This window comes from Kosakonia sp. Marseille-Q7440, assembly GCF_965119485.1.
In genome coordinates, this window is the sequence record NZ_CBCPLT010000002.1 from 745090 (window position 1) to 771320 (window position 26231).

The 26231-nt window shown below is 55.3% G+C and carries 23 protein-coding genes, 1 tRNA gene and 1 riboswitch; of the genes, 12 read left to right on the forward strand and 12 right to left on the reverse strand.

Annotated elements, in window-relative coordinates:
- The first annotated feature begins 9 nt into the window (after positions 1 to 9).
- Both ACWPW2_RS17490 and ACWPW2_RS17495 read left to right on the forward strand, forming a co-directional pair.
- Positions 10 to 1530, forward strand: a complete 1521-nt coding sequence (locus tag ACWPW2_RS17490) for a methyl-accepting chemotaxis protein (protein ID WP_023480707.1) — start codon at positions 10 to 12, stop codon at positions 1528 to 1530.
- Between the two features lie 431 nt (positions 1531 to 1961).
- On the forward strand, positions 1962 to 3524 hold the full coding sequence (locus ACWPW2_RS17495; protein WP_454124389.1) for a methyl-accepting chemotaxis protein: 1563 nt from the start codon (positions 1962 to 1964) through the stop codon (positions 3522 to 3524).
- Here the strand turns inward: ACWPW2_RS17495 and ACWPW2_RS17500 are convergent.
- Positions 3521 to 4033, reverse strand: a complete 513-nt coding sequence (locus ACWPW2_RS17500) for a PadR family transcriptional regulator (protein WP_034813648.1) — start codon at positions 4031 to 4033, stop codon at positions 3521 to 3523. The two genes, ACWPW2_RS17495 and ACWPW2_RS17500, sit on opposite strands and share 4 nt — an antisense overlap.
- Positions 4034 to 4271: 238 nt before the next feature.
- On the opposite strand from ACWPW2_RS17500, the gene ACWPW2_RS17505 reads away from it, so the two are divergent.
- Entirely contained in the window at positions 4272 to 5042 is a 771-nt protein-coding gene (locus ACWPW2_RS17505; protein ID WP_454124391.1) for a siderophore-interacting protein, read from the forward strand.
- Between the two features lie 29 nt (positions 5043 to 5071).
- On the opposite strand, the gene ACWPW2_RS17510 is transcribed toward ACWPW2_RS17505, so the two are convergent.
- From ACWPW2_RS17510 to ACWPW2_RS17525, 4 genes are all read right to left on the reverse strand, one after another.
- Positions 5072 to 6241, reverse strand: coding sequence for a coiled-coil domain-containing protein (locus tag ACWPW2_RS17510; RefSeq protein ID WP_023480724.1), 1170 nt, complete (start codon positions 6239 to 6241; stop codon positions 5072 to 5074).
- Positions 6242 to 6512: 271 nt separating this feature from the next.
- Positions 6513 to 7061: a serine acetyltransferase gene (locus ACWPW2_RS17515; protein WP_454124393.1), complete on the reverse strand. Its 549-nt coding sequence runs from the start codon at positions 7059 to 7061 to the stop codon at positions 6513 to 6515.
- 441 nt (positions 7062 to 7502) lie between these two features.
- Entirely contained in the window at positions 7503 to 8060 is a 558-nt protein-coding gene (locus tag ACWPW2_RS17520) for a serine O-acetyltransferase (RefSeq protein ID WP_312118984.1), read from the reverse strand.
- 298 nt (positions 8061 to 8358) lie between these two features.
- Positions 8359 to 8434, reverse strand: a tRNA-Ile gene (locus ACWPW2_RS17525).
- Between the two features lie 126 nt (positions 8435 to 8560).
- On the opposite strand from ACWPW2_RS17525, the gene mug reads away from it, so the two are divergent.
- Entirely contained in the window at positions 8561 to 9067 is a 507-nt protein-coding gene (gene mug, locus ACWPW2_RS17530; RefSeq protein WP_242388239.1) for a G/U mismatch-specific DNA glycosylase, read from the forward strand.
- 52 nt (positions 9068 to 9119) lie between these two features.
- Here mug and rpoD read toward each other — a convergent pair whose 3' ends face one another.
- The 3 genes from rpoD to rpsU all read right to left on the reverse strand — a co-directional run bounded on the left by rpoD (position 9120) and on the right by rpsU (position 13251).
- On the reverse strand, positions 9120 to 10964 hold the full coding sequence (gene rpoD, locus ACWPW2_RS17535) for an RNA polymerase sigma factor RpoD (protein WP_023480889.1): 1845 nt from the start codon (positions 10962 to 10964) through the stop codon (positions 9120 to 9122).
- 156 nt (positions 10965 to 11120) lie between these two features.
- Complete coding sequence (gene dnaG / locus ACWPW2_RS17540) at positions 11121 to 12866, reverse strand: DNA primase (protein ID WP_023481053.1); 1746 nt, start codon at positions 12864 to 12866, stop codon at positions 11121 to 11123.
- A 169-nt stretch (positions 12867 to 13035) separates the two neighbouring features.
- Complete coding sequence (gene rpsU, locus ACWPW2_RS17545) at positions 13036 to 13251, reverse strand: 30S ribosomal protein S21 (RefSeq protein WP_001144069.1); 216 nt, start codon at positions 13249 to 13251, stop codon at positions 13036 to 13038.
- A 238-nt stretch (positions 13252 to 13489) separates the two neighbouring features.
- On the opposite strand from rpsU, the gene tsaD reads away from it, so the two are divergent.
- Complete coding sequence (tsaD, locus tag ACWPW2_RS17550; protein ID WP_023480705.1) at positions 13490 to 14503, forward strand: tRNA (adenosine(37)-N6)-threonylcarbamoyltransferase complex transferase subunit TsaD; 1014 nt, start codon at positions 13490 to 13492, stop codon at positions 14501 to 14503.
- A 35-nt stretch (positions 14504 to 14538) separates the two neighbouring features.
- On the opposite strand, the gene plsY is transcribed toward tsaD, so the two are convergent.
- Complete coding sequence (plsY, locus tag ACWPW2_RS17555; RefSeq protein WP_023480785.1) at positions 14539 to 15156, reverse strand: glycerol-3-phosphate 1-O-acyltransferase PlsY; 618 nt, start codon at positions 15154 to 15156, stop codon at positions 14539 to 14541.
- Between the two features lie 163 nt (positions 15157 to 15319).
- Here plsY and folB point away from each other — a divergent pair, with 163 nt between their 5' ends.
- Positions 15320 to 15688, forward strand: coding sequence for a bifunctional dihydroneopterin aldolase/7,8-dihydroneopterin epimerase (gene folB, locus ACWPW2_RS17560; protein WP_454124397.1), 369 nt, complete (start codon positions 15320 to 15322; stop codon positions 15686 to 15688).
- A gap of 106 nt (positions 15689 to 15794) precedes the next feature.
- Positions 15795 to 16616: an undecaprenyl-diphosphate phosphatase gene (gene bacA / locus ACWPW2_RS17565; protein WP_023480824.1), complete on the forward strand. Its 822-nt coding sequence runs from the start codon at positions 15795 to 15797 to the stop codon at positions 16614 to 16616.
- Positions 16617 to 16628: 12 nt separating this feature from the next.
- On the opposite strand, the gene ACWPW2_RS17570 is transcribed toward bacA, so the two are convergent.
- On the reverse strand, positions 16629 to 17870 hold the full coding sequence (locus tag ACWPW2_RS17570; RefSeq protein ID WP_054803009.1) for a multifunctional CCA addition/repair protein: 1242 nt from the start codon (positions 17868 to 17870) through the stop codon (positions 16629 to 16631).
- Between the two features lie 66 nt (positions 17871 to 17936).
- Positions 17937 to 18551 carry a TIGR04211 family SH3 domain-containing protein gene (locus ACWPW2_RS17575; RefSeq protein WP_023480821.1) on the reverse strand — a complete coding sequence of 205 codons (615 nt, stop codon included), beginning with the start codon at positions 18549 to 18551 and terminating at the stop codon, positions 17937 to 17939.
- A gap of 240 nt (positions 18552 to 18791) precedes the next feature.
- On the opposite strand from ACWPW2_RS17575, the gene ACWPW2_RS17580 reads away from it, so the two are divergent.
- From ACWPW2_RS17580 to hldE, 3 genes are read left to right on the forward strand one after another with little or no spacing between them, the layout of a single operon-like run.
- Entirely contained in the window at positions 18792 to 20093 is a 1302-nt protein-coding gene (locus tag ACWPW2_RS17580; RefSeq protein ID WP_023480990.1) for a CYTH domain-containing protein, read from the forward strand.
- 16 nt (positions 20094 to 20109) lie between these two features.
- Positions 20110 to 22959, forward strand: coding sequence for a bifunctional [glutamate--ammonia ligase]-adenylyl-L-tyrosine phosphorylase/[glutamate--ammonia-ligase] adenylyltransferase (gene glnE, locus ACWPW2_RS17585; protein ID WP_454124401.1), 2850 nt, complete (start codon positions 20110 to 20112; stop codon positions 22957 to 22959).
- Positions 22960 to 23005: 46 nt separating this feature from the next.
- A complete protein-coding gene (hldE, locus tag ACWPW2_RS17590) occupies positions 23006 to 24436 on the forward strand; it encodes a bifunctional D-glycero-beta-D-manno-heptose-7-phosphate kinase/D-glycero-beta-D-manno-heptose 1-phosphate adenylyltransferase HldE (protein WP_454124403.1) in 1431 nt (476 codons plus the stop codon).
- Between the two features lie 49 nt (positions 24437 to 24485).
- Here hldE and ubiK read toward each other — a convergent pair whose 3' ends face one another.
- Positions 24486 to 24830 (reverse strand): ubiquinone biosynthesis accessory factor UbiK, encoded by a 345-nt coding sequence (ubiK, locus tag ACWPW2_RS17595; RefSeq protein ID WP_023480802.1) that lies wholly within the window; start codon positions 24828 to 24830, stop codon positions 24486 to 24488.
- Between the two features lie 122 nt (positions 24831 to 24952).
- A riboswitch (FMN riboswitch) is annotated at positions 24953 to 25102 on the forward strand.
- A gap of 105 nt (positions 25103 to 25207) precedes the next feature.
- Here ubiK and ribB point away from each other — a divergent pair.
- Entirely contained in the window at positions 25208 to 25861 is a 654-nt protein-coding gene (ribB, locus tag ACWPW2_RS17600; RefSeq protein WP_023480747.1) for a 3,4-dihydroxy-2-butanone-4-phosphate synthase, read from the forward strand.
- A 196-nt stretch (positions 25862 to 26057) separates the two neighbouring features.
- Entirely contained in the window at positions 26058 to 26231 is a 174-nt protein-coding gene (locus tag ACWPW2_RS17605; protein ID WP_454124406.1) for a hypothetical protein, read from the forward strand.

Consider the following 26231-nt stretch of genomic DNA (forward strand, 5'->3'; position numbering starts at 1 on the left):
GACGCAACCATGTCTTCTCCTCTTTATGTCAGCCAGCGCAACTTTCCGCTGGACGATGACGCCACGCTGATGTCCACCACTGATACGCAGAGCTACATTACTCACGCTAACGATGCGTTTATTCATGCCAGCGGTTATCACCTCAATGAGTTAAACGGCCAACCGCACAATGTTGTGCGCCATCCCGATATGCCGAAAGCGGCATTTGCCGATATGTGGTTCACCCTGAAACAGGGCGAGCCGTGGAGCGGTATTGTGAAAAACCGCCGTAAAAATGGCGATCACTACTGGGTGCGCGCGAATGCCATTCCGATGGTGCGTAACGGCGAAGTGACCGGCTATATGTCGATTCGCACCCGCGCAACGGAGCAGGAGATCGCGGCAGTCGAGCCGCTTTACAGCGCATTAAATGAAGGAAGCAGCAAAAAGCGCCTGCATAAAGGCCTGGTGCTCGGTAAAGGCGTACTCGGGAAAGTGGCCACGCTGCCGCTGCGCTGGCGCGCGCGCAGCGTCATGACGCTGCTGTGGGTGGCGCAGCTAGCGGCGCTGTGGTTTACCGGTGCGCATCCCGTGTCGATGCTGGTCAGTACGCTGGTAATGCTGCTGGGCGCGCTGGCGTTTGAGTGGCAGATTGTTCGTCCGGTCGAGAATGTGGCAAAGCAGGCGCTAAGTGTGGCAACGGGCGATCGTAACAGCGTCGATTTCCTTAACCGCAGCGATGAAGTGGGGCTGATCCTGCGTTCTGTCGGACAACTGGGGCTGATGTGCCGCTGGCTGATTAACGATGTCTCTGGTCAGGTGAGCAGCGTGCTTAACGGCAGCGAAACGCTGGCGAAGGGCAACGATGATTTGAATGAGCGTACGCGCCAGACGGTAGTTAACGTGCAGCAGACCGTGGCGACAATGGGCCAGATGGCCGCGTCGGTACAGAGCAACTCGGAAACGGCGTCTGCTGCGGATAAACTCTCCAGCTCTGCCAGCAACGCTGCCGCTCACGGCGGTAAAGCGATGGAAACGGTGGTGAAAACCATGGATGAGATTGCCGACAGCACGCAGCGTATCGGCTCCATCACCGCGCTGATTAACGATATCGCTTTCCAGACCAACATTCTGGCGCTGAACGCCGCGGTTGAGGCTGCGCGGGCAGGGGAGCAGGGCAAAGGCTTTGCGGTGGTTGCCGGGGAAGTTCGTCACCTGGCCAGCCGCAGCGCTAACGCCGCGAATGATATCCGTAAACTGATTGATGCCAGTGCCAGCAAAGTGCAGTCTGGCTCCGACCAGGTTCACGCAGCGGGCCGCACGATGGATGATATTGTGGCCCAGGTAAAAGATGTCACCGCCTTGATTGCCCAGATTAGCCAGTCTACTTCTGAGCAGGCGACGGGGCTTGCGGATCTGACGCGCGCCGTGGCGGAGCTGGATGCAATTACGCAGAAAAACGCCGGGCTGGTTGAACAGAGCGCGGAGGTGTCGTCAATGGTGAAACAGCGCGCAGGTCGGCTGCAGGACGCGGTTTCCGTATTGCATTAAGAGATATTTAATTAAAAAAACCGCCGCCTCTGCTGGCGGTTTTTTTATTTCTGTTAATGCGTTTTCATGTTAATAATTTTTTCTTAATTGTTAACTTTTTATTAAGTGAAATGTCTTTGGTCGCTAGTTGAATAAATTAGTTAGCTTGAAATTTAATTTACAATTAACTCTAGTTAACTCGCATTAATATATCTGTGAAATAATAAGAAAACGAAACAAATAACGATCAATGACGCTCAATTGATAGCTCCTGGCTATCCAGTGGACAATTAATTTAATAAAAAAACGATCAAACTCATAAAGTTAGCAATAACGTTACCGATAACGACAGGTGGCGGCAGGCTTTCCATTCGCGCCGGGGACTTAAGCGTGCCTTCTGAATTAGGGTTCAAGGCTTTTGTCAGCAAGACATTCAAATCCACGGAGAAGATATGTTTTTACATGATGTAAAAATCGGTACGAAATTATTTCTGGCATTCGGATTCTTTATTCTATTGATGGTGGTGAGCTCCTGTTTCTCGCTTTTCAGCCTTAATCGTGCCAACAACGGTATGCAAGAAATTGTGCATGAGGATTATCCTACGACCGTAAAAGCAAACGAGCTGATTGATAATTTCCAGACGTTCGTCAGTACGCAACAATTAATGCTGCTGGATACGGACGGCAAATGGTCGGCTGATTCTCAGAAACAGCTGGCGGCTATTAGCTCGCGTATTTCTGCTTTGCTGGCGGATCTGTCGAAAAACTTGCGCGACGAGCAGTCGCAGCAAATCCTTGCTGAGATCCGCACCGTGCGCCAACAGTACCTCGACTCCCGTTTTCGTATCCTTGATGCGGTAAAGCGCAACGATCGCCCGGCCGCCATTCAGGAGATGATGACCAATACCATCACTGTCCAGAAGGCCTATAAAGCGAAAGTGCAGGAGCTGATCGCCATCCAGGATCAGCAGATGCGTGACGCGGGCCAGCAGGTGCAGAACGACTTTGGCTCTAACCGCCTGCTGTTGATTGCGCTGGCGGCGATCAGTATTGCCCTCGGAAGCCTGATTGGCGTGGTGATCGCGCGTATGATCACTCGTCCGCTTCGCGAAGCAGTGACTTTTGCTGAAGCGATTGCCGACGGTGACTTAACCCGTTCGATTGACTCGCGTCATCGCGATGAAACCGGGACGCTGTTGCGCGCGCTGATGGAGATGAAAAACCGCCTGGTGGAGATTGTGCATCAGGTGCAGAACGGCTCTGAAAATATCTCCAGCGCGGCGGCGCAGATTGTTGCTGGTAATCAGGATCTGGCGGCACGCACGGAAGAGCAGGCGAGTTCCGTGGAGCAGACTGCGGCATCCATGGAGCAGATCACGGCAACTGTGAAGAACACCGCCGATCACACCTCTGAAGCCACGACGCTGTCGGCGGATGCCGCGACGGTGGTGAAGAGCAATGGCGAGATGATGATGCAAGTCACCGAGAAGATGCGGGTGATCAACGATACCTCTAACCGCATGTCCGACATCATCAACCTGATTGATGCGATCGCTTTCCAGACCAACATTCTGGCGTTGAACGCCGCGGTGGAAGCGGCGCGTGCCGGTGAGCATGGCCGTGGTTTTGCCGTGGTGGCGGGTGAAGTGCGTCAGCTGGCGCAGAAAAGCGCCTCATCGGCGAATGATATTCGCCATCTGATCGAGAGCTCAGCCAGCCAGACCCGTGAAGGAATGGCGCTGGTGGAGAAAGCCAGCGCGCTGATTAACGGTATGGTGACCAACGTCGAAGAGATGGATGTGATCCTGCGTGAAATCGGCCAGGCGAGCCGCGAACAGACCGACGGCATTTCGCAGATCAACAGTGCTATCGGCCTGATTGACTCCACTACCCAGCAAAACTCAAGCCTAGTGGAAGAGTCCGTCGCGGCGGCGGCGGCACTGAACGACCAGGCGCTGCATCTGCGCGAACTGGTGAAGGTCTTCCGCCTGCGTGAAGCGCCAATGCCGGCTTAATCCAGCTGGGATATCTCCAGCGCCGCGCGGTCGATAATGCCAATTATCTGTTTAAGCTGCGCGGCGCTAAGCGCCTGCTGATTCACGCGCAGATCGAGCACGGCTTTAAAGTTCGCCAGTGCCCGTTTCATCTGCGGATCTCTGCGCAACTGATAGCCGACATTCCGTGCTTTAACCCTCTCCAGGATCTGCGCCAGCTGCTGCTGGCTCTCATCCAGCCACTGCTGACCGTGTCGCGTTATCGCAATCACCCTGCGCCCACTCTCCTCATCGCTGATAGTAATCAACTGCTGATCGCGCAATAGATCGAGAGTCGGGTAGATCACGCCGGGGCTGGGCGTGTAGTTTCCCTCGGTCAGCGTTTCGATGGCTTTAATCAGCTCATAGCCGTGGCTGGCGCTGTCGCGCAGCAGATGCAGCACCACCAGGCGTAACTCCCCGTGGCCGAAAAAGCGCTGCCGACGGCCGCCGTGGTGTTCGTTATCGTGACTGTTGCGTGAATGGCGCATCATACTCTCCGTTCTTATTCGATATATCTAATTTATATCTAAACTCTGTTTAGTAACAGTCTGGTTTAAAGAGTTATTTCTATCTTGTTGATAATAATGATTTTAAATAGTGGTTTTGTCAGCGCGTGCTCTTGGTTGTCGCTATATCTTAAAAAGATCTTGCCTTCGCTACAAACAACAATCATTATCATTTGCACAAAATTTAGATATATCGATTTCACATTCAGTAGGGCCGATTATGACCACAACTTCTTCACGCTATCCGCAGCGCGTGCGCAATGAGCTGCGTTTTCGCCAGTTAACCGTTTTGCGCGTTGAGCGGGCAAGCGAGGGCTTCCAGCGCATTGTGCTTGGCGGCGAGCAGCTTGATGGCTTTAGCTCACGCGGTTTCGACGATCACACTAAAGTCTTCTTCCCGCAGGAGGGCGCTCCCTTTGTTCCGCCAGAGGTAACGGATGAGGGCATTAACTGGGGCGACGGGCCGCGTCCGCTGTCGCGCGACTATACGCCGCTCTATGATGCCAGCCGCCATGAGCTGACCCTCGATTTTTATATTCACGACGGTGGTGTGGCGAGCAGTTGGGCGCTTCACGCGCAGGCCGGAGATCTGCTGACTATCGGCGGGCCGCGCGGTTCGCTGGTGGTGCCGGAAGATTACGCCTGGCAACTCTATGTATGCGATGAGTCCGGTATGCCGGCACTGCGCCGTCGGCTGGAGGCGATAAGCGAGCTGGCGCTGCGCCCGCAGGTGACGGCGCTGGTAACTATCGACAATGCCGCTTATCAGGATTACCTCGCGCACCTGAAAGGCTTTGATATTGAGTATGTGATTGGACATAACCCGCAGGTGGTTGCGCAGAAACTGGCAGCGCTAACGGTGCCGGATAAGGACTATTTTATCTGGCTGACCGGGGAGGGGGAGGTGGTGAAATCCCTGAAGGCGCAGTTTGAAACGGACGCTATCGATCAGCAGTGCGTTCGCGCGCAGGCTTACTGGCATAAAAAGTAATTGCGGCCCGGCAGAGCGCCGGGCGCTTATCAGGCAACTTCGTCGTATTCGGCTTCGTTAACCTGCTGTTCAAGGGATTCACGGATCTCTGCCAGCGCTTTCTCCTGCTGACGGAAATAGGTTTCCCGATCGCCGAGGGAAGAGACCAGCTGCCAGGTCTCCTCTTTATCCAGCGTCATTAACTCTTCAATCAGCGTGGCGATGTGCTGCTTCACTTCCACAATGCGCTGACGCAGACGCTGCACGTCATTCAGCCTGTCGCTGGCCATCAGCGGCTCCAGCCCTTTTTGCAGACGGCTGAGCATGGAGCGAATTGCGCTCAGATCGCCGCGCTGACGGGCCTGGTTGAGCTGCACCATCATGCTGTTGGCATCGTTTTTCATCTCGCTGTCGACCAGATCGGGGTGACAGAGTTTGCTCGCCTGCCGCCACAGGCGCTTCAGCTCATGGCGCTCCTCTTCCGACATCTTCTGCTCGAAGCTGAAGCGTTTTTCCGCGTCGTGCTGCTGCTCCTGATAGCTTTCGTACTCCTGACGCGCTTCGTCACGCGCCTGGCGCGTCGGCTCCTCTTCACGCGTCAGACCGCGCTCCAGCTCCTGCGCTTCTGCCAGCAGGGAGGCGATCAGCTCACTTTGCTGCTGGAGATGTTTACGCGCTTCAGCCGCCTGCATCGAGTGCGGCGGCATGCTCTGCCAGCGCTGCGTGAGCGTCACCAGCACATTCACCGCCTGCGAAAGGTATTTCTGGCAGCGCAGATAATCAGCCTCACGGCGACGTGCTTCCGCTTCCTGGCGACGCACCGCGGCCTCGGCCAGCATTTTACGCAGGCGCAGGATCTGCGACATCAGCGGCCCAAGGCGGGTTAAGTAGAGATCGTTAAATTCATCCAGTTGCTGAATGCGCGCGTTGCGCTTGTCGATAAGTTCGCGAAGCTGCTCCTCCAGCGCTTTAAGCTCAAGCTTGCTGGCGGAAACCTGTGGATCTTGCCAACTGACGACCGAGCGCTGGCTCTGTAGCCACGAGGTAATGGCGCGCATCGCATCGCTGTAGTTCTTCTCTTCGAGCGCGTGAACAATAAACGCTAACTCCGGGTCGGTCACTTCCGTTTTCAGCAACGGAAGCTGGCTGAGGATGATGCTGTCATCCTCCAGTTCAATGGCGTATTTGATGATTTCAAGCCGTTTTATGGGTTTGTTCATGGCGTTTCGTCAAAGCGCTTAATGAGTCTGTTAAGGGGAGTCGTTATTCATCAAATCTGGACCACGAAGGCGAAAGTCGCAATAGCCCGGCCTCATATTACATGGGCATATTTCAATGCGTTAGTGTTTCTATGAAAATTGCGCTTATGGCGGTGTAATTCGGTGAAATGAGGGCGAAAACGCCCCTAAGGGGCCAGGTAAATGGCTCTGAAAATGTCGCAACGCCTCTGCCTGGATAAGGCGTAACCACGTCCAGTAGGTGTAAGGAGGCTTACGCCTCTCTCAGCACCTGAACCGTCTCTTTTTTGGTGTAGTAGACATTATTATCAGGAATATCTTTATTCACGAATGTCATCGCACCGATTTTTACGTTATCTCCGATTCGGATATCATCAGATATGATGCAGCAATTAGCACCCAGAACGACATCATCACCAATAGTGATTCTGTAATCTTCATCTTTTTTTCCTGGGGTCTTGATACCAATGGTGGTATTTTGCCGTATCAGGAAATTCTTGCCGATATCGCAATATAACGAAACCACAATGCCATTATAATGAGCGACGAAGAGCCCAGGTTGGATTTTTGCACCCAGACCAATCTCAGTATTATATTTTTTCATTAATCTACGATTAAGGAAATGTGCGAATTTCTTGCATCTTTTTCCTTTTTTATCATGCAGATAAGATGCAATTCTCCACCAGAAAAGAAACCGGCGCTTTGGCTGGCGCCATGCATGTCGCAAGGCTCTTCCCCATGAGAATTTTTTATCCTTCCCCCCGATGACTTCTACTCGTAAGCACTCTTTTAAAAATTCCATATTTACCTGGTTGTTCATAATAAATATATCAAATAAGTTTTTAGAACTATTCAAAGATTTTTTATTATTTTTTTATAAATCAATGCTGGCGTTACTCCACAGCATGCATTTATGTTTTGATTTTTAATTTGCTGCGTAATTTTTGATGCAAAAAATTGAGATAAGGAATGACTTATCAAGAATGTTGTTATTAATTTTGCCGGGAAATTTTACTCGGATTATTCCTAATGTCAATAAAGATGTGACAAAGTGTGACTGGAGTTTGCGTGCTGTTTAGGCTCAGTTTATCTGGTAGGTTCAGTAGATTAAGGGGTAAAGAGAGCCTCGTCACCTACTAAACTTTGTCTCCAGGAATTACCATGCCAGTGAACTCTCACTGGCAGAAGTGTATTAAGGGTGTGTGGTTAAGGGGGTTGTGGCGCTGATTCAAGTCGGTCGTGCCTAACTTCCCTGCTGCGGTCGTTTGGGGGTGCACACTGGCGTGATCTTATTTTTATACACCGTGTCGCCGGGGATGCTCTGAAGCACCAGCGAATGCGCACCGATGGTCACATTGTCGCCAATGGTGATCTTCCCGCCCAGAATCGACGAATTGCAGCCAATATCCACGTTATTGCCAATCTGAATCATCGCATCGGCGCTGTCGGTCCGCAGACCAATGGTGATGCCTTGCTTAAGGTCGGCATAGTCGCCGATGACGCAGTTATCCGTAATCACAATCCCATTCAGATGAGCAATGTTTAAGCCCTTGCCAATCCGGCAGGAGAGGGAGATATCGACGCTGTGACGGTATTTGAGCCGGTTTTCAATCCGGCGCGCCATACGCTTTTTGAACTTGCTGTTTTGTGCATACAGGTATGACGCGATGCGCCACCAGAACAGAAAGTGCTTTTTGGGGTTGCGCCTTGTGCGCAGTAGCGCTTTTCGCCATGAAAACGGTTTGTCATGCCCGATGATTTCAAGGCGGATGCACTCTTTGAGTTCTGTATAAGACGTCATCGCAATCTTCCCGTGCAAAACGGTGATTCTAGGCGATAACTTTTTGAAAACATACCTAAACAATAAATATCTGATGACGCATTGCAGAGCTATGTTTTGCTGGCTATCCAGTAACGTGAGGTGGCTTCCTGCTTATCAGAAGCGCAAGCTATGCCGTGGCTTCATATCGTTGGCCAAACAGCCCTGACCACAACAAACTACAAATTCCTGTCGCCATTTTGCTGCCGTTTGCCAACAATGCAACAAAAAAGCCACTTCGTCAAAAGTGGCTTATTTATATGATTGTAAAGCTAAAATTTGGTGGCCCCTGTTGGGTTTGAACCAACGACCAAGCGATTATGAGTCGCCTGCTCTAACCACTGAGCTAAGGGGCCGTGGCGGTGAATTATAGAGTAACTTACCTTCGCAATCCAGCAGGAATCGCCCGGCTGATGTTTTTATAAACAGCGCATTTTCAATCTCTTATACTTAAGTTTATCGTTTCTAATCGGGAGTAAAGCATGATCCACGATATTCTGGCGCCGGGGCTGCGCGTCGTGTTTTGTGGCATTAATCCGGGGAAATCCTCTGCCCATACGGGTTTTCATTTTGCGCATCCGGGAAATCGCTTCTGGAAAGTGATTCATCAGGCCGGCTTTACCGACCAGCAGTTGCGCCCTGAGGATGAGCATCATCTGCTGGATACGCGCTGCGGCATCACCATGCTCGTGCAACGTCCGACCGTGCAGGCGACAGAAGTCGGGCTGCATGAGCTGCGTACCGGCGGCAGGGATTTGGTACATAAAATAGAGGAGTATCAGCCCGCCGCGCTGGCAGTGCTTGGCAAACAGGCTTTTGAGCAAGCCTTTAGCGTTCGCGGTGCGAAGTGGGGGAAGCAGGAGATGACCATTGGCGTGACGCAAATCTGGGTGCTGCCCAATCCCAGCGGCCTGAACCGCGCGTCGTTAGAGAAACTGGTTGAAGCCTATCGCGAGCTGGATGAGGCGCTGGCGTCGCGCGGGTTGTAAATAACAGGCAAAAAAAAGCTCCCGTCGGGGAGCTTTTTGTCTGGTGTGACGATTAATCGTCGAGGAAGCTACGCAGCACTTCAGAGCGGCTCGGGTGGCGCAGTTTGCGCAGCGCCTTCGCTTCGATCTGACGGATACGTTCGCGGGTAACGTCGAACTGTTTACCCACTTCTTCCAGCGTATGGTCGGTATTCATGTCGATACCGAAACGCATGCGCAGCACCTTCGCTTCACGAGCGGTAAGGCCAGCCAGCACATCGTGCGTTGCAGCGCGCAGGCTCTCGGTAGTTGCAGAGTCCAGCGGCAGCTCGAGGGTAGTATCCTCGATAAAATCACCCAGATGCGAATCTTCATCATCGCCAATCGGCGTTTCCATGGAGATTGGCTCTTTGGCGATCTTCAGCACTTTGCGGATCTTATCTTCCGGCATCAGCATACGCTCAGCCAGCTCTTCCGGCGTCGGTTCACGCCCCATCTCCTGCAGCATCTGGCGAGAGATACGGTTGAGCTTGTTGATTGTCTCAATCATATGCACCGGAATACGGATGGTGCGCGCCTGATCCGCGATAGAGCGGGTGATCGCCTGACGGATCCACCATGTTGCATAGGTAGAGAACTTGTAACCACGGCGATATTCGAACTTATCAACCGCTTTCATCAGGCCGATGTTCCCTTCCTGAATCAGATCGAGGAACTGCAGACCACGGTTGGTGTATTTCTTGGCGATAGAGATAACCAGACGCAAGTTCGCTTCCACCATCTCTTTCTTCGCACGACGCGCTTTCGCTTCGCCGATAGACATACGACGGTTGATATCTTTAACCTGCTCAATCGTCAGGCCGGTCTCTTCTTCAATCTGCTGCAGCTTCATCAGGCCGCGTTGCACTTCTTCAGTCACATCTTTCAGCTTCTCAGACCACGGTTTGTTCATGGCCAGCGCGGCGTTGAACCAGGTTTCGCTGGTTTCATTACCGGTGAATAGGGTGATGAAGTTTTTCTTCGGCATTTTGCACTGTTCAACGCACAGCTTCATGATGATGCGTTCCTGGGTACGTACGCGATCCATCATCACGCGCATGCTGTTTACCAGGTAGTCGAACTGCTTCGGCACCAGACGGAACTGCTTGAAGACTTCAGACAGCTTGAGGATCTCTTCCTGTGCGGCAGCGTGGCTGCGTCCTTTTGCTTTGATAGTGTCGCGAGTCAGCTCGTACTGCGTGCGCAGTTCAGCGAATTTCTCACGCGCCAGCTCAGGGTCGATGCTGTTGTCATCGTCACTGTCGTCATCGCTGTCGTCTTCTTCTTCATCTTCATCGTCGTCCATCTCTTCGCTGGAGAGCTCAGAGCCGACGTGGGTCGCCGTTGGCGCCATATCTTCTTCGGCGTTCGGATCGACGAAACCGGTGATCAGATCGGAGAGACGAGCCTGCTCTGCTTCAACACGGTCGTACTGTTCCAGCAGATAGGTGATAGCTTCCGGATACTCGGCAACGGAGCACTGAACCTGGTTAATCCCGTCTTCAATACGTTTGGCGATGTCGATTTCGCCTTCACGGGTCAGCAGTTCAACGGTGCCCATTTCGCGCATATACATGCGCACCGGGTCGGTAGTTCGTCCGATTTCAGACTCTACGCTGGACAGTACCTGTGCAGCGGCTTCTTCAGCATCTTCGTCTGTGTTGTTGGAGTTTTCAGCCAGCAACAGATCATCAGCATCCGGCGCTTCTTCCATCACCTGGATGCCCATGTCGTTGATCATTTGGATGATGTCTTCGATCTGATCGGAGTCGACGATATCTTCCGGCAGATGGTCATTGACCTCGGCATAGGTCAGATAGCCTTGCTCCTTACCACGGGTAACAAGAAGCTTCAGCTGTGACTGCGGGTTTTGCTCCATAAGACGGTATCCACACTTAAATTCATGAGGTTGGTGTCGGTTAGCGAAATAAACCGCCAACATTTAACGCGAGGGTGTATTTATATTTTTGCCGCTGGCCCTCGTCGCGGCTGTCGGGATCAACCCGAACGATTATCGGCACTTAAGCCGTTGAATTTATTTTTTAGCCAGCTCCTGGTTCAACTGCCAGAGCTCCCGGCGTTCTTCGCTGCTTAGACCGTGCGTGCGATCGCGAGCTATCAACTCTTCTTGTCGCCGTTCAAGCATCGAATCAAACATATGATTGAGCGCGTCGGTAAAGGTTTTTTCAGCGATGTCCTTATCTGCTATATCGTCCCACATTGACAGTTTTTCAAGGGTTGCGGCCTCATTCGTGCCGCGATAATGTTCCAATAACTGCCCAGTTGTCAGACCAGGTTGAGACAAACAAGTGTTGACCAGTTCTGCAAATAAGCCAAGTCCGGGCAGTCTGGATTGATCAAGACCGGCCAGCGAAGGCACTTTTGGTGCAAGCTCCGGATTCTGGATCAACAATCCTATCAGTATACGCATGGTTGTGCGTTTTAGCTGAGGGGCAGGGCGCGCCGCCGCGCTCTCCACCTGCTTCGGCATTAATCGATCGAGCTGTGCATCGTCGAAAATGCCAATCTTGTTGCCGAGGATCTGGCGTAACTGAATGCGTAGCGTTTCGCCCGGCACCTGATTGATCAACGGCAGCGCCAGCGCGGCAAGCTGCGTTGTTCCATCCGGCGTGGTGAGATCCGCCTTCGGCAACAGGCTGTTAAACAGAAACGTGGAGAGAGGCTGAGCCTGCTCCATCCGCGCTTCGAACGCCTCTTTGCCCTCTTTACGCACCAGCGTATCCGGATCTTCGCCATCCGGCAGAAACATAAAACGCAGCTGACGCCCGTCGCTCATATAGGGCAGCGCGGTTTCCAGCGCCCGCCATGCGGCTTCGCGGCCGGCACGGTCACCGTCGTAACAGCAGATGACGTTTTTGGTCACCCGGAACAGCAGCTGAATATGATCCGCCGTCGTGGAAGTGCCAAGCGATGCAACGGCATAGTTAATGCCATATTGCGCCAGCGCCACCACGTCCATGTAACCTTCGACCACTAACAGCCGCTGCGGTTCATCCTTATCCTGCTGCGCTTCATAGAGGCCATATAGCTGGCGGCCCTTATGAAAAATGTCCGTTTCCGGGGAGTTCAGGTATTTGGGCGTATCGTTGCCCAGCACGCGTCCACCAAAACCAATCACCCGGCCGCGCTTGTCGCGAATCGGAAACATCACCCGCTCGCGGAAGCGATCGTAACTGCGTCCTTGATCGTTTGTGACCAGCATGCCCGCATCGATCAGCGACTTGCGGTTTTCGCTATTGTTGCCGAAACGCTTTAAAACGTTGTCCCAACCGGGCGGCGCGTAACCAATAGCGAATCGCGTAATGACTTCACTGCTCAAACCACGCCTGGAGAGGTACTGACGAGCAGGCTCTGCGGCGGATTGGGTCAGCGACTGCTGATAAAAAGCATTCAGCCCGTCCATCAACTGATAGAGTGTTTGCCGTTGATGGCGCTCTATCAGGCTCGGTCCGCTGCCTGCTTCGAACGGCACTTCGAGGTTGTGCATTGCTGCCAGCTCTTCGACGCTTTCGACGAACTCGAGCTTGTCGTAGTTCATTAAAAAGTCGAGGGCGTTGCCGTGCGCGCCACAACCAAAGCAGTGGTAAAACTGTTTTTCACCGTTTACGGTGAAAGAGGGGGTTTTCTCGTTATGGAATGGACAGCACGCGTGGTAGTTCTTGCCCTGCTTTTTTAGCTTTACGCGCGCGTCGATAAGATCGACGATGTCGGTACGTGCCAGCAGGTCATTGATAAAAACACGTGGGATTCGTCCAGCCATAGGCCCCGTTTTGATCTTATATAGTTTTCGTTATGCTCATCAGCGGTAAGTTGCTGAAAAGGCGAAAATTATATCAGGTTATAAACGAAAATAAGCCGCGCATTCCTTTCGGAAGCACGGCCTTACAACTACAACTCGGTCTAACACAGAGGGCGCTCGCCCTCAGTAATTAGTACAGACGAGTACGGCGTGCGTTTTCGCGAGCCAGTTTCTTCGCGTGACGTTTCACAGCGGATGCTTTAGCGCGTTTACGTTCGGTAGTCGGTTTTTCATAGAACTCACGACGACGAACTTCCGCCAGAACACCTGCTTTCTCGCAGGAACGCTTGAAGCGACGCAGAGCTACGTCGAACGGCTCGTTTTCACGTACTTTAATTACCGGCATGTGCCTCTCACCTTTGATTAAATCGGTTTGCCGCTGGCGTTCACGCCAGCTTATTTCAAAATGGTGCGGAATTTTACTGCAACTGGTGCTGCTTTGTAAAGCACCGCCGCCCTTTTTGAAAGGGGACTTTTGTAAGGGTGAGGAGTATACACGAACTCAGCTGCACAAGTGAGCAAAGTTTTACATCGCCCCCCATTCGCCCTACACTGCGCGCTATTGCAAAGAGGTAAACAGAGCCATGCGCGTACTGGGTATTGAAACATCCTGCGATGAAACCGGCATCGCTATCTATGACGACCAGAAAGGTCTTCTCGCTAACCAACTCTATAGTCAGGTAAAACTGCACGCCGATTACGGCGGCGTGGTGCCGGAGCTTGCCTCCCGCGACCACGTGCGCAAAACCGTGCCGCTGATTCAGGCCGCCATAAAAGAGGCCGGATTAACGGCCAAACAGATTGATGCAGTGGCCTATACCGCGGGGCCAGGCCTTGTCGGCGCGCTGCTGGTTGGTGCAACCATTGGTCGTTCGCTGGCCTTCGCCTGGGATGTTCCGGCGATTGCCGTACACCATATGGAAGGGCACCTGCTGGCACCGATGCTGGAAGAGAACCCGCCTGCGTTTCCGTTTGTCGCGCTGCTGGTTTCCGGCGGCCACACGCAGCTGATTAGCGTGACCGGCATCGGTCATTATGAACTGCTTGGCGAGTCTATTGATGATGCTGCCGGCGAAGCGTTCGACAAAACGGCCAAACTGCTGGGTCTTGATTACCCGGGCGGGCCGATGCTGTCGAAGATGGCTTCGCAAGGAACAGAGGGGCGCTTTGTCTTCCCGCGTCCAATGACCGACCGACCAGGGCTCGATTTCAGCTTCTCCGGCCTGAAGACCTTTGCCGCTAACACCATTCGTAACAGTGGCAATGACGATCAGACCCGGGCAGATATCGCGCGCGCCTTTGAGGATGCGGTGGTCGATACGCTGATGATTAAGTGCAAGCGCGCGCTTGATCAAACCGGTTTTACCCGGCTGGTGATGGCGGGCGGCGTGAGCGCTAACCGTACGCTGCGTGCGAAACTGGGGCAGATGATGGAAAAACGTCGCGGGGAAGTGTTCTATGCGCGCCCGGAATTCTGTACCGATAACGGGGCGATGATTGCTTATGCTGGCATGGTGCGCCTGAAAGCGGGTCATGATGTCGGGCTTGGCGTGACGGTGCGTCCGCGCTGGCCGCTGGCGGAACTTCCCGCCGCGTAAATGAGTGTTGCCCGGTGTTCACTCGCCGGGCAAATCTACGCTTTATCCTGCCGCTTCTTCCTTTTCAGCTTCGTCCAGATTTTGCTCTCCTGATGCCGCCACAAACGCTGAATATTGTCATGATGACGCAGCAGGATCAGGCATGAGAGCATCGCCACCGGAAAGGTGAACTGCGGTTTAAACCACCAGACATAGAACGGCGCAATCAGCGCGCTGACAATCGCGCCCAGCGACGAGTAGCCGCTTAACAGCACCGTCAGCAGCCAGGTTCCCGCCATTACGCCCGTTAAATCCCAGCCAATCGGCGCAATCGCGCCAAACGCGGTGGCTACGCCTTTACCGCCTTTAAATTTAAAGAATACCGGCCAGATATGGCCCAGACAGGCGGCGATAGCGATAAGACCCAGCCAGAAGGGCGTAACGCCAAGCGCATAGGCGCCCCAGACCGGCAGCATGCCTTTTAAAACATCAAAAATCAGTACCGCTGCGGCTGCGCCCTTGCCGCCAATACGTAATACGTTGGTAGCACCGGGATTACCGGAGCCACTCTCTCGCGGGTCAGGGAAACCTGCAAGGCGGCAGACAAGGATGGCGCTGGAGATTGAGCCACAAAGGTACGCAAGGAAAATCATTCCAGGCGCGATTGCACTCATAACGCTGTTCCGTTTTGAAAATGTCGTTTTATTCTCTGCATCCGTGGATAATACGCATAAATTACGCAAAGTGGTATCCGGGTTTTGTGCAAATTCTGAAAGATAACCACTCAATAAGCGGCCTGGCGGCATGGCCCAGGCGCAAGTAAGCAGGCGGAGAAAAATGGACATTGTATTTATCGAACAGCTTTCCGTGATCACTACCATTGGTGTTTACGACTGGGAACAGACCATTGAACAGCAGTTGGTGTTCGATATCGAAATGGCGTGGGATAACCGCCAGGCGGCAAAAAGTGATGATGTTGAGGATTGCCTGAGTTATGCAGACATTGCCGATACCGTCGTCGGGCATGTCGAAGGCGCGCGTTTTGCGCTGGTCGAACGCGTCGCGGAAGAGGTGGCAGAGTTGCTGCTTGCGCGCTTTAACTCCCCCTGGGTGCGCATCAAGCTGAGCAAACCTGGCGCAGTGGCGCGGGCAAAAAATGTCGGCGTGATTATCGAGCGTGGCCTAAATCCGAAAAAAAGTTTTTAAATTCATCATCGTTAAACCAAACGCTAGTATTCAGGTCATAGATACGGCTTTTCGCGGCTTCTCCACTGGATGAGCCGTTTTTTATATCTTTTTAGGGGTTTATTTGATGAGCGATATGCACTCCCTGCTGGTGGCGGCCATTCTTGGTGTCGTTGAGGGGCTTACCGAGTTTCTTCCCGTCTCCAGTACGGGGCACATGATTATCGTCGGGCATCTGTTGGGCTTTGAAGGCGATACCGCAAAAACATTCGAAGTGGTGATTCAGCTCGGCTCGATTCTCGCCGTGGTGGTGATGTTCTGGCGACGCCTCTTCGGCCTTATTGGCATCCATTTCGGCAAGCCGCCGCGCCATGAAGGCACTGGCAGCGGGCGTTTGTCGCTGATCCATATTTTGCTTGGCATGATCCCGGCGGTGGTGATTGGTCTGGTGTTCCACGATGCGATCAAAACGCTGTTCAACCCGAAAAATGTCGCCTATGCCTTAGTGGTTGGTGGCGTGCTGCTGATCGCCGCCGAGCTGCTGAAGCCAAAAGTGCCGCGCGCGCAGGGCGTGGATGATATGACCTACCGTCAGGCGTTTTTGATTGGCTGCTTCCAGTGTCTGGCACTGTGGCCGGGCTTCTCCCGCTCTGGTGCGACCATCTCCGGCGGTATGCTGGTAGGCGTCAGCCGTTACGCGGCGTCGGAGTTCTCGTTCCTGCTGGCGGTGCCGATGATGATGGGCGCGACGGCGCTGGATCTCTATAAGAGCATCGGTTTCCTCACCACTGGTGATATCCCGATGTTCGCCGTCGGTTTTGTGACGGCGTTTATTGTCGCGCTGATCGCGATCAAAACCTTCCTGGAGCTGATTAAACACATCTCCTTTATTCCGTTCGCGATCTACCGCTTTATCGTTGCCGCAGCGGTCTACGTGGTCTTCTTCTAAGCGTTAATGCCCTCAGGCTTCGGGCTGAGGGCAGTGCTCTGCTTTCCACTGCGCAACCGCCGCAATACGTCGGCGGGTCAACTCTTCACGCACTGCCGCACCGGTAAAACCTGCCTCAATCACCGCTTTTGTCGGTACCGCGCGCGCCACTTCCCAGGCCGCACGCAGCAAGCGCCCCTGCGAGTAATCAATGGCTTCAAAGCCGGTACGCCCGCGCACATCCGCTTCGCTGGTCAGCGCGATTTGCTCCACCCGCTGCGGTTTGCGCCAGGCATCAATGGAGTCGAAGAGCTTGACGATGGTTTTCGGCTGCAAAACAGGAAAGGTGTGGATCAGATCGTGGTACTCGGCCACCAGCTTCGCTAAATCGCGCAGTTCATTCGGCACGCGCAGACGCTGGCACAACCCCTCAACCAGCCGGACACCCGCCGGGCCGTGGCCGTGATGGCGCGGCCAGAGCGCAGGGGGTGTCAGCCCTTTGCCGAGATCGTGGCACAGCGTGGCGAAACGCACGTCCACCTCGGGGCTGAGCATCGCCGCCATTGAAACGGTCATTAGCGTGTGAATTCCGGTATCAATCTCCGGATGCCATTTCGCCGGGGCCGGAACGCCAAACAGCGCATCGATCTCCGGGAAGAGCACCTTCAGCGCGCCGCAGTCGCGCAGCACCTGAAAGTAAACCTGCGGATTACGGGTGCGCAGCGCGCTCTCCGTCTCTTTCCACACCCGCTCCGGCGTCAGGTGCGCCAGCTCGCCCGCTTCGGTCATGTCGCGCATCAGCGTCATGGTTTCATCGGCAATACGGAAGCTGAGATGGGCATAACGGGCGGCGAAACGCGCCACGCGCAGCACACGGAGCGGATCTTCATTAAACGCGGGGGAGACGTGGCGCAAAATACGCTGACGCAGATCCTGCTGACCGTTAAACGGGTCGATAATCGTGCCGTTTTCATCCTGCGCCAGCGCGTTAACCGTTAAATCACGGCGCAGCAGATCCTGCTCAAGAGTGACATCGGGGGCGGCATAGCAGGTAAAACCGGTATAGCCGGAGCCAGACTTCCGCTCGGTGCGGGCCAGGGCGTACTCTTCGCGGCTTTGCGGATGGAGGAACACAGGAAAATCGCGGCCTACCTGCTGGTAGCCCGCGTCGAGCATCTCTTGCGGCGTGGCGCCGACCACTACCCAATCTCTGTCTTTGACCGGCAGACCCAACAATGTATCGCGTACTGCACCACCGACCAGATAACTCTTCACCCGCCACTCTCCTCTACACATTTGTCGTCAGATAATACGTAAGTGTAGAGAAGATGGCGAATCTGCTTAGTTCATCCAGCGATCTTTGCGTTTACGCGTCGGGATCATGTGCGGCAGTAACAGACCGAGCAGCAGACCCGCGCCCAGCACGCCACCGCCATACATAAACCACTGCATAATGATGGTGCGCTGCTTGTCATCCAGTTGCAGATTAGCGGCGTTGACCTTCTTCTGCGCCACAATCAGCTCATTTTTGAGCTTCTGGTTCTCATCTTTCAGACCGTTAATCACCCCGTCGCTGCGCGCCACTTTCTGCTGCATATCCGCGGTACGCTGGTTCCAGGTGTTGTCGATATTGGTCAGTTTATCGGTCAACGTTTTCACCTGGTTTTCCAGTTCCGGCACGCGGGTGCGCAGACTGGGCTGGGTATTAAGCTGTTTAAGCGGGATCCAGGCAGTACGGCCGCTGCTGTCACGCACCTGGCCATACTCATTATTTTGTTGCAGCAGGGCGACCTCTTCACCGGCGTTTACCGTGCCAACAAGGCGGTAATTATCGCCGGGGCCGCTGCGGACCCAGGTGCTCAATTCGTCCGAAACATACCGCTTCTCTTCAGCGTGGGTGCCGACAGAGACGCTAAGCGCGAAAAGGGTTATTCCAATCAGGCGTAAATTTGGCATCAGGCAATCATTATTTTCTTTGAATGTGAATGGTAAACAGTGGCGACAGTCTGACGACACCCGGCAGGTACCATCAATCGGAATCTTCCAGATCAAACTGCGCACTGATGCGAACATTTGCACCCGCCAGATTGCGCATTGCATGGCAATTTGGCAAAAAATACTATCTACTGACAAACCGAGGGCGCGTTAGTTCGCCAAAAATTTTCACTGATGTGACATAACCATAAGTGCAAGGCCATGGCTCAGGAAATCGAATTAAAGTTTATCGTGAAGAACGACTGCGTGGAAACGCTTCGTCACCATCTTCATACGCTGACCGACGAACATATCGCGTCCAGCCAGTTACTCAACATCTATTACGAAACGCCTGACAACTGGCTACGCAGCCATGATATGGGTCTGCGTATTCGCGGTGTGAACGGCCAATATGAGATGACGATGAAAATCGCCGGTCGCGTCATTGGCGGTTTACATCAGCGCCCGGAATACAATATTCCCCTCGATAAGGCCGAACTTGACCTTTCGCGCTTTCCCGCCGAAGTGTGGCCCGAGGGCGGCCTGCCGGACGATCTGCAATCGCGCGCGCAGCCGCTGTTCAGCACCGATTTTTACCGCGAAAAGTGGCTGGTCAACGTCGGCGACAGCCGCATTGAGATTGGCCTCGATTTAGGCGAAGTGAAAGCGGGTGAGTTCGCCGAGCCGATTTGCGAGCTGGAGCTGGAACTGCTGAGTGGCGATGCGGCGGATATTCTCAAGCTGTCGCGCCAGCTGGCCACGCTCTCCTGCCTGCGTCAGGGCAGCCTGAGCAAAGCCGCGCGCGGGTACCATCTCGCGCAGGGCAATGCGCCGCGCGAACTGCGCCCGACACCCTTTATGCAGCCCGCGCCGAAAGCGACCGTTGAGCAGGCGTTTGCCAGCGCGCTGGAGCTGGCACTTTCCCAGTGGCAGTACCATGAAGAGCTGTGGGTGCGCGGTAACGACGCCGCAAGACCTGAAGTGCTGCGCGCCATTGCGCTGCTGCGTCACACCTTCACGCTGTTTGGCGGCATTGTGCCGCGTAAAGCGAGCGCTCACTTACGTGACCTGCTGACCCAGGCGGAAGCGACACTGACCTCCGCAGTCTCCGCTGAAACGGCGGTGTGGGATGTGCCATCGGCGATGGCGAAACTGCTGTTAACGGAGTGGCTGGTGACTCAGGGCTGGCGCGCGTTTCTTGATGAAAAAGCGCAGGCGAAATTTGCCGACTCCTTCAAGCGCTTCGCCGATATCCACCTCTCGCGCACCGCTTCTGAACTGAAAAAGACCTTTGCTCATCACCTTGGCGACAGCTATCGCGATCAGCTGCCGCGCCTGGCGCGTGATATCGACAGCACGCTGCTGCTGGCAGGCTATTACGACCGGGCGCTGGCAAACGCGTGGCTGGAGAACTGGCAGGGTCTCTACCATGCGATTGAAACGCGTCAGAAAATCGAAATTGAGCATTTCCGTAATACCGCCATTAACGAGGAGCCATTCTGGCTACACAGCGGGAAACGCTAACGTAAGGACGTTTTGAATGCAGCACGCATCCCTCTTATCGCAACAGTGGCAAACGGTGCTTTCCCGCTTGCCGGAGGCGCTGACCGCCCGGCCGCTTAGCGTGCAGGCGCAGTCAGTGCTCACGTTCAGTGATTTTGTCGAGCAGAGCCTGGCCGCTTATCCCGAGTGGCTGGCAGAGCTTGAGAGCGCGCCGCCCACGGCTGATGAGTGGCAGCACTATGCGACGTGGCTGGATGCGCTGCTGCAAACCGTCACCGATGAAGCGTCGCTAATGCGCGCGCTGCGGCAGTTTCGCCGCCGCATCATGGTGCGTATCGCCTGGGCGCAGGCGCTGCGAATCATCAGCGATGAAGCGGTGCTGCAACAGTTAAGCGTGCTGGCGGAAACCGTGATCGTTGCCGCGCGCGAGTGGCTCTACAGCGCCTGCTGCCGCGAATGGGGAACGCCGTGCAACGCGCAGGGCGTTCCCCAGCCGATGCTGGTGCTCGGCATGGGCAAGCTCGGCGGCGGCGAGCTGAACTTCTCTTCCGATATCGATCTGATCTTCGCCTGGCCGGAAAATGGCGTGACGCAGGGCGGCAGACGCGAGCTTGATAACGCCCAGTTTTTCACCCGCCTTGGGCAGCGGCTGATCAAAGTGCTGGATCAGCCGACGCAGGATGGTTTTGTCTACCGTGTCGACATGCGCCTGCGCCCGTTCGGCGAGAGCGGCCCGCTGGTGCTGAGCTTTGCCGCGCTGGAGGATTATTACCAGGAGCAGGGGCGCGACTGGGAGCGCTACGCGATGGTAAAAGCGCGCATCATGGGCGATGACGAGGGCGAGCATGCCAGCGAACTGCGCGCCATGCTGCGCCCGTTTGTCTTCCGCCGCTATATCGACTTCAGCGTGATCCAGTCCCTGCGCAATATGAAAGGGATGATTGCCCGCGAAGTGCGCCGCCGGGGTTTGAAGGACAACATCAAGCTTGGCGCGGGCGGCATTCGCGAAATCGAATTTATCGTGCAGGTGTTCCAGCTGATTCGCGGCGGGCGCGAACCGGCGCTGCAATCCCGTTCGCTGCTGCCGACCTTAGCAGCTATCGATCGGCTGCATCTGCTGCCGGAGGGCGATGCGGAGAAACTGCGCGCCGCCTATCTCTGGCTGCGGCGGCTGGAAAACCTGCTGCAAAGCATTAATGACGAGCAGACGCAGACGCTGCCGGGCGATGAGCTAAACCGTGCGCGTCTTGCCTGGGGCATGGGCGTGGAGAGCTGGGATGCGCTCAGCAGCCAGCTTGAGGCGCATATGGCCGCCGTGCGGCGCATCTTTAATGAGCTGATTGGCGATGATGACGCGGAGTCCGCCGATGAGGCGCTCTCTGAGCAGTGGCGCGAATTGTGGCAGGACGCGTTGCAGGAGGAGGACAGCACGCCGGGGATTGCGCATTTAAGCGATGACGATCGCCGCCGCGTGGTGGCGCTGATCGCCGATTTCCGCCACGAGCTTGATAAGCGCCCCATCGGACAGCGCGGCCGCCAGGTGCTCGATCACCTGATGCCGCACCTGTTAAGCGATGTCTGCTCGCGCGCGGATGCGCCGGTGCCGTTATCGCGCCTGACGCCGCTGCTTACCGGCATCGTGACCCGCACCACCTATCTTGAGTTACTAAGCGAATTTCCCGGCGCGCTGAAACATCTTATCTCGCTGTGTGCCGCTTCACCGATGGTGGCGAGCCAGCTGGCGCGCTACCCGATTCTGCTCGATGAACTGCTCGATCCCGCCACGCTCTACCAGCCGACGGCAATGAACGCCTATCGCGATGAGCTGCGCCAGTATCTGCTGCGTGTGCCGGAAGAGGATGAAGAGCAGCAACTGGAGGCGCTGCGCCAGTTTAAACAGGCACAGCTGCTGCGTGTTGCGGCGGCGGATATCGCCGGCACGCTGCCGGTGATGAAAGTGAGCGATCACTTAACCTGGCTGGCAGAGGCGATTATCGATGCCGTGGTCCAGCAAGCCTGGGGGCAGATGGTAAAGCGCTACGGCCAGCCTGCGCATCTGCACGATCGCGAAGGGCGCGGCTTTGCCGTAGTTGGCTACGGTAAGCTGGGCGGCTGGGAGCTGGGCTACAGTTCCGATCTCGATCTGGTCTTTTTGCATGACTGCCCAATGGATGTGATGACCGACGGCGAGCGTGAAATCGATGGCCGCCAGTTCTACCTGCGGCTGGCGCAGCGCATTATGCATCTCTTCAGTACGCGCACCTCTTCCGGCATCCTTTATGAAGTGGATGCGCGCCTGCGCCCTTCCGGCGCGGCAGGGATGTTAGTCACCACCGCTGAGGCCTTCGCCGATTACCAGAAAAACGAAGCCTGGACCTGGGAACATCAGGCGCTGGCCCGCGCGCGCGTGGTGTATGGCGACCCGCAACTGACCGTGCAGTTCGACGCTATTCGCCGCGATATCCTGCTGACGCCGCGTGAGGGCACGAAGCTGCAAACCGAAGTGCGTGAGATGCGCGAGAAGATGCGCGCCCATCTTGGCAATAAACAGAAAGATCGCTTTGACCTGAAAACCGATGAGGGTGGCATTACTGACATCGAGTTTATCGCGCAATATCTGGTGCTGCGTTACGCCCACGATAAGCCGAAGCTGACGCGCTGGTCAGACAATGTGCGCATTCTGGAAGGGCTGGCGCAAAACGGCATTATGGAGGAGCAGGAGGCGCTGGCGCTGACCCATGCTTACACCACGCTGCGCGATGAACTGCATCACCTGGCGCTGCAGGAGCTGCCGGGAAATGTGCCGCTCTCCTGCTTTGTTGCCGAACGAGAGCTGATTAAAACCAGCTGGGTGAAGTGGCTGGTGGAACCGTGCGCCCCGGCGTAAGTGTGCTATCATCGCGCGCAAATTTTGTATCTCTCAGGAGACAGGAATGAAAGTTACGCTGCCAGAGTTTAAACAAGCCGGTGTGATGGTGGTGGGCGATGTGATGCTGGATCGTTACTGGTACGGTCCAACCAGCCGCATCTCCCCGGAAGCGCCGGTGCCGGTGGTCAAAGTCGACACCATTGAAGAGCGTCCGGGCGGCGCGGCGAACGTGGCGATGAACATAGCCTCGCTGGGTGCCTCCGCGCGCCTGGTCGGCCTGACCGGCATTGATGATGCGGCGCGCGCACTGAGCAAAGCGCTGGCGGACGTTAACGTCAACTGCGACTTCGTTTCTGTTCCGACTCACCCCACCATCACCAAGCTGCGCGTGCTGTCACGCAACCAGCAGCTGATCCGCCTCGATTTTGAAGAGGGGTTTGATGGCGTCGATCCGCAGCCGATGCATGAGCGTATCAACCAGGCGCTGGGCTCGATTGGCGCGCTGGTGCTCTCCGATTACGCCAAAGGCGCGCTCAACAGTGTTCAGCTGATGATTGCGCTGGCGCGTAAAGCCGGTGTACCGGTGCTGATCGATCCGAAAGGGACCGATTTTGAGCGCTACCGTGGTGCGACGCTGCTGACGCCGAATCTCTCCGAGTTTGAAGCGGTGGCGGGCAAGTGTAAGAGCGAAGAGGAGATCGTGGAGCGCGGCATGAAAGTGATCGCCGATTACGATCTCTCTGCATTGCTGGTGACCCGCTCCGAGCAGGGGATGACTCTGCTACAGCCGGGCAAAGCGCCGCTGCATATGCCGACTCAGGCGCAGGAAGTGTATGACGTGACGGGCGCAGGCGACACGGTGATTGGCGTGCTGGCGGCAACGCTTGCGGCGGGTAACTCGCTGGAAGAGGCCTGTTTCTTTGCCAACGCTGCCGCTGGTGTGGTGGTCGGTAAACTCGGCACCTCAACGGTATCCCCGATTGAACTGGAAAATGCCGTGCGCGGTCGTGCGGAAACCGGCTTCGGTGTGATGAGCGAAGAGGAGCTGAAAGTGGCCGTTGCCGCCGCGCGTAAACGCGGTGAAAAAGTTGTGATGACCAACGGCGTCTTCGACATACTCCACGCCGGGCATGTCTCTTACCTGGCAAACGCGCGCAAGCTCGGCGACCGCCTGATTGTTGCCGTCAACAGCGATGCTTCGACCAAACGCCTGAAAGGCGAGACGCGTCCGGTCAACCCGCTTGAGCAGCGCATGATTGTGCTGAGCGCGCTGGAAGCCGTGGACTGGGTGGTCTCGTTTGAAGAGGATACGCCACAGCGTCTGATTGCCGGCGTTCTGCCGGATAAGCTGGTGAAAGGCGGGGATTATAAACCGGATCAAATCGCTGGCAGCGAAGAGGTGTGGGCGAACGGCGGTGAAGTGCTGGTGCTCAACTTCGAAGATGGCTGCTCGACGACTAATATCATCAAAAAGATCCAGAAAAACAGCCAGTAAGCGGCTGTTAACTCTGTAAAGCAGAACGGGCCTTGCGGCCCGTTTTTTATTACGGCGTATCGTCCACGGGCGGGATCGCCGGTGCCGGTTTTATCTCCGTCACCTCAGAAGCCACAACTGGCGCGGGAGCCGGTTGCGCGCTGGCAGCGGAGGAGCCGCGGTTTTCCAAATCGTTCAGACGCTGCTCCAGCAGCGCCAGCTTTTCGCGGGTGCGCAGCAGAACCTGCGTCTGCACATCGAACTCTTCCCGGCTGACCAAATCAAGGCGGGTTAACTGCCCCTGCAAGGCCTGGCGAATCTTCTTCTCAACGTCTTCGCCAAGCTCACGGATCCCTTTCGGCATGGATTCGTGGACCTGTCGTGCAATCTGTTCAATTTTCTTCGGATCAATCATTTTCGGTTCCCTGCTCGGATGGGCTCAGCTAATTATTGTAGTGTGATAACCGCAGGTGATAAACCAGAATTGTTTGAAGCTTATGCATTGCCCGCCGTTATCATTGGCGTTATAGTTATCGCGCTTATTCTCAGGGCGGGGCGAAATTCCCCACCGGCGGTAAATCAGCGTACGCTGAAAGCCCGCGAGCGCTTCAGACTTCGGTTTGAAGGTCAGCAGATCCGGTGTAATTCCGGGGCCGACGGTTAAAGTCCGGATGGGAGAGAGTAACGATTCTGCCGGGCAAAGGTGCCCGCTCGCGTTATTTTTGGTCGTTTAATGACACTCCTAAGACTGCCCTGATTCTGGTAACCATAACTTTATTGAGGTCTTTTACCATGAATCAGACGCTACTTTCCTCTTTTGGCACCGCTTTCGATCGCGTTGAACAGGCGCTTGCCGCCCTGCGCGAAGGGCGTGGTGTGATGGTTCTCGATGATGAGAGCCGCGAAAACGAAGGCGATATGATTTTCGCCGCCGAAACCATGACCGTTGAGCAGATGGCGCTCACCATTCGTCACGGTAGCGGCATTGTTTGCCTCTGCCTGACCGACGAACGTCGTAAGCAGCTCGACCTGCCGATGATGGTGGAGAACAACACCAGCGCCTTCGGTACCGGTTTTACCGTCACCATCGAAGCGGCACATGGCGTGACCACCGGCGTTTCCGCCGCTGACCGCCTGACCACCGTGCGTGCTGCGATTGCTGACGACGCCAAACCGTCCGACCTGCACCGTCCTGGCCACGTCTTCCCGCTGCGCGCGCAGAAGGGCGGCGTACTGACCCGCGGTGGCCACACCGAAGCGACTATCGACTTAGTGTCGCTGGCGGGCTTTAAACCGGCCGGCGTGCTGTGCGAATTAACCAATGATGATGGCTCGATGGCGCGCGCGCCGGAGTGCATCGCCTTTGCGAAGCAGCACAATATGGCTGTCGTAACGATTGAAGACCTGGTGGCTTATCGCCAGGATCTGGAGCGCAAAGCCAGCTAACGGCGAGCGTTCAGCAGAGAAAATCCGATGCCAGCGGCGTCGGATTTTTTTTGCCTGCGCCAGGTCAAAGTTTGGTGTGCTTACAGGCGTTGCGCATTGCTATTAACCCTTCCTACTTATAAAGTGGTAGTCGCTGCGGCACGGGCACGCCGCAGCTAACCTATTATTTTTGCGAAGGTTTATTTGCGGAGGCGCCGTGTTTATTTCCTGGTATTGGTTACTGTTCGTCGTAGTGCTGGTGGTTGGTTATGTTCACGCCCTAAGACGCCGTTATAGGGCCTGCCGCCACGAGCGCGACGCCGTTTACGAGGGCTATCAGCGCGCGCAGGCGGAGCTGAAAAGATTTCAGCGCGTGGGGCAGACCAAATAA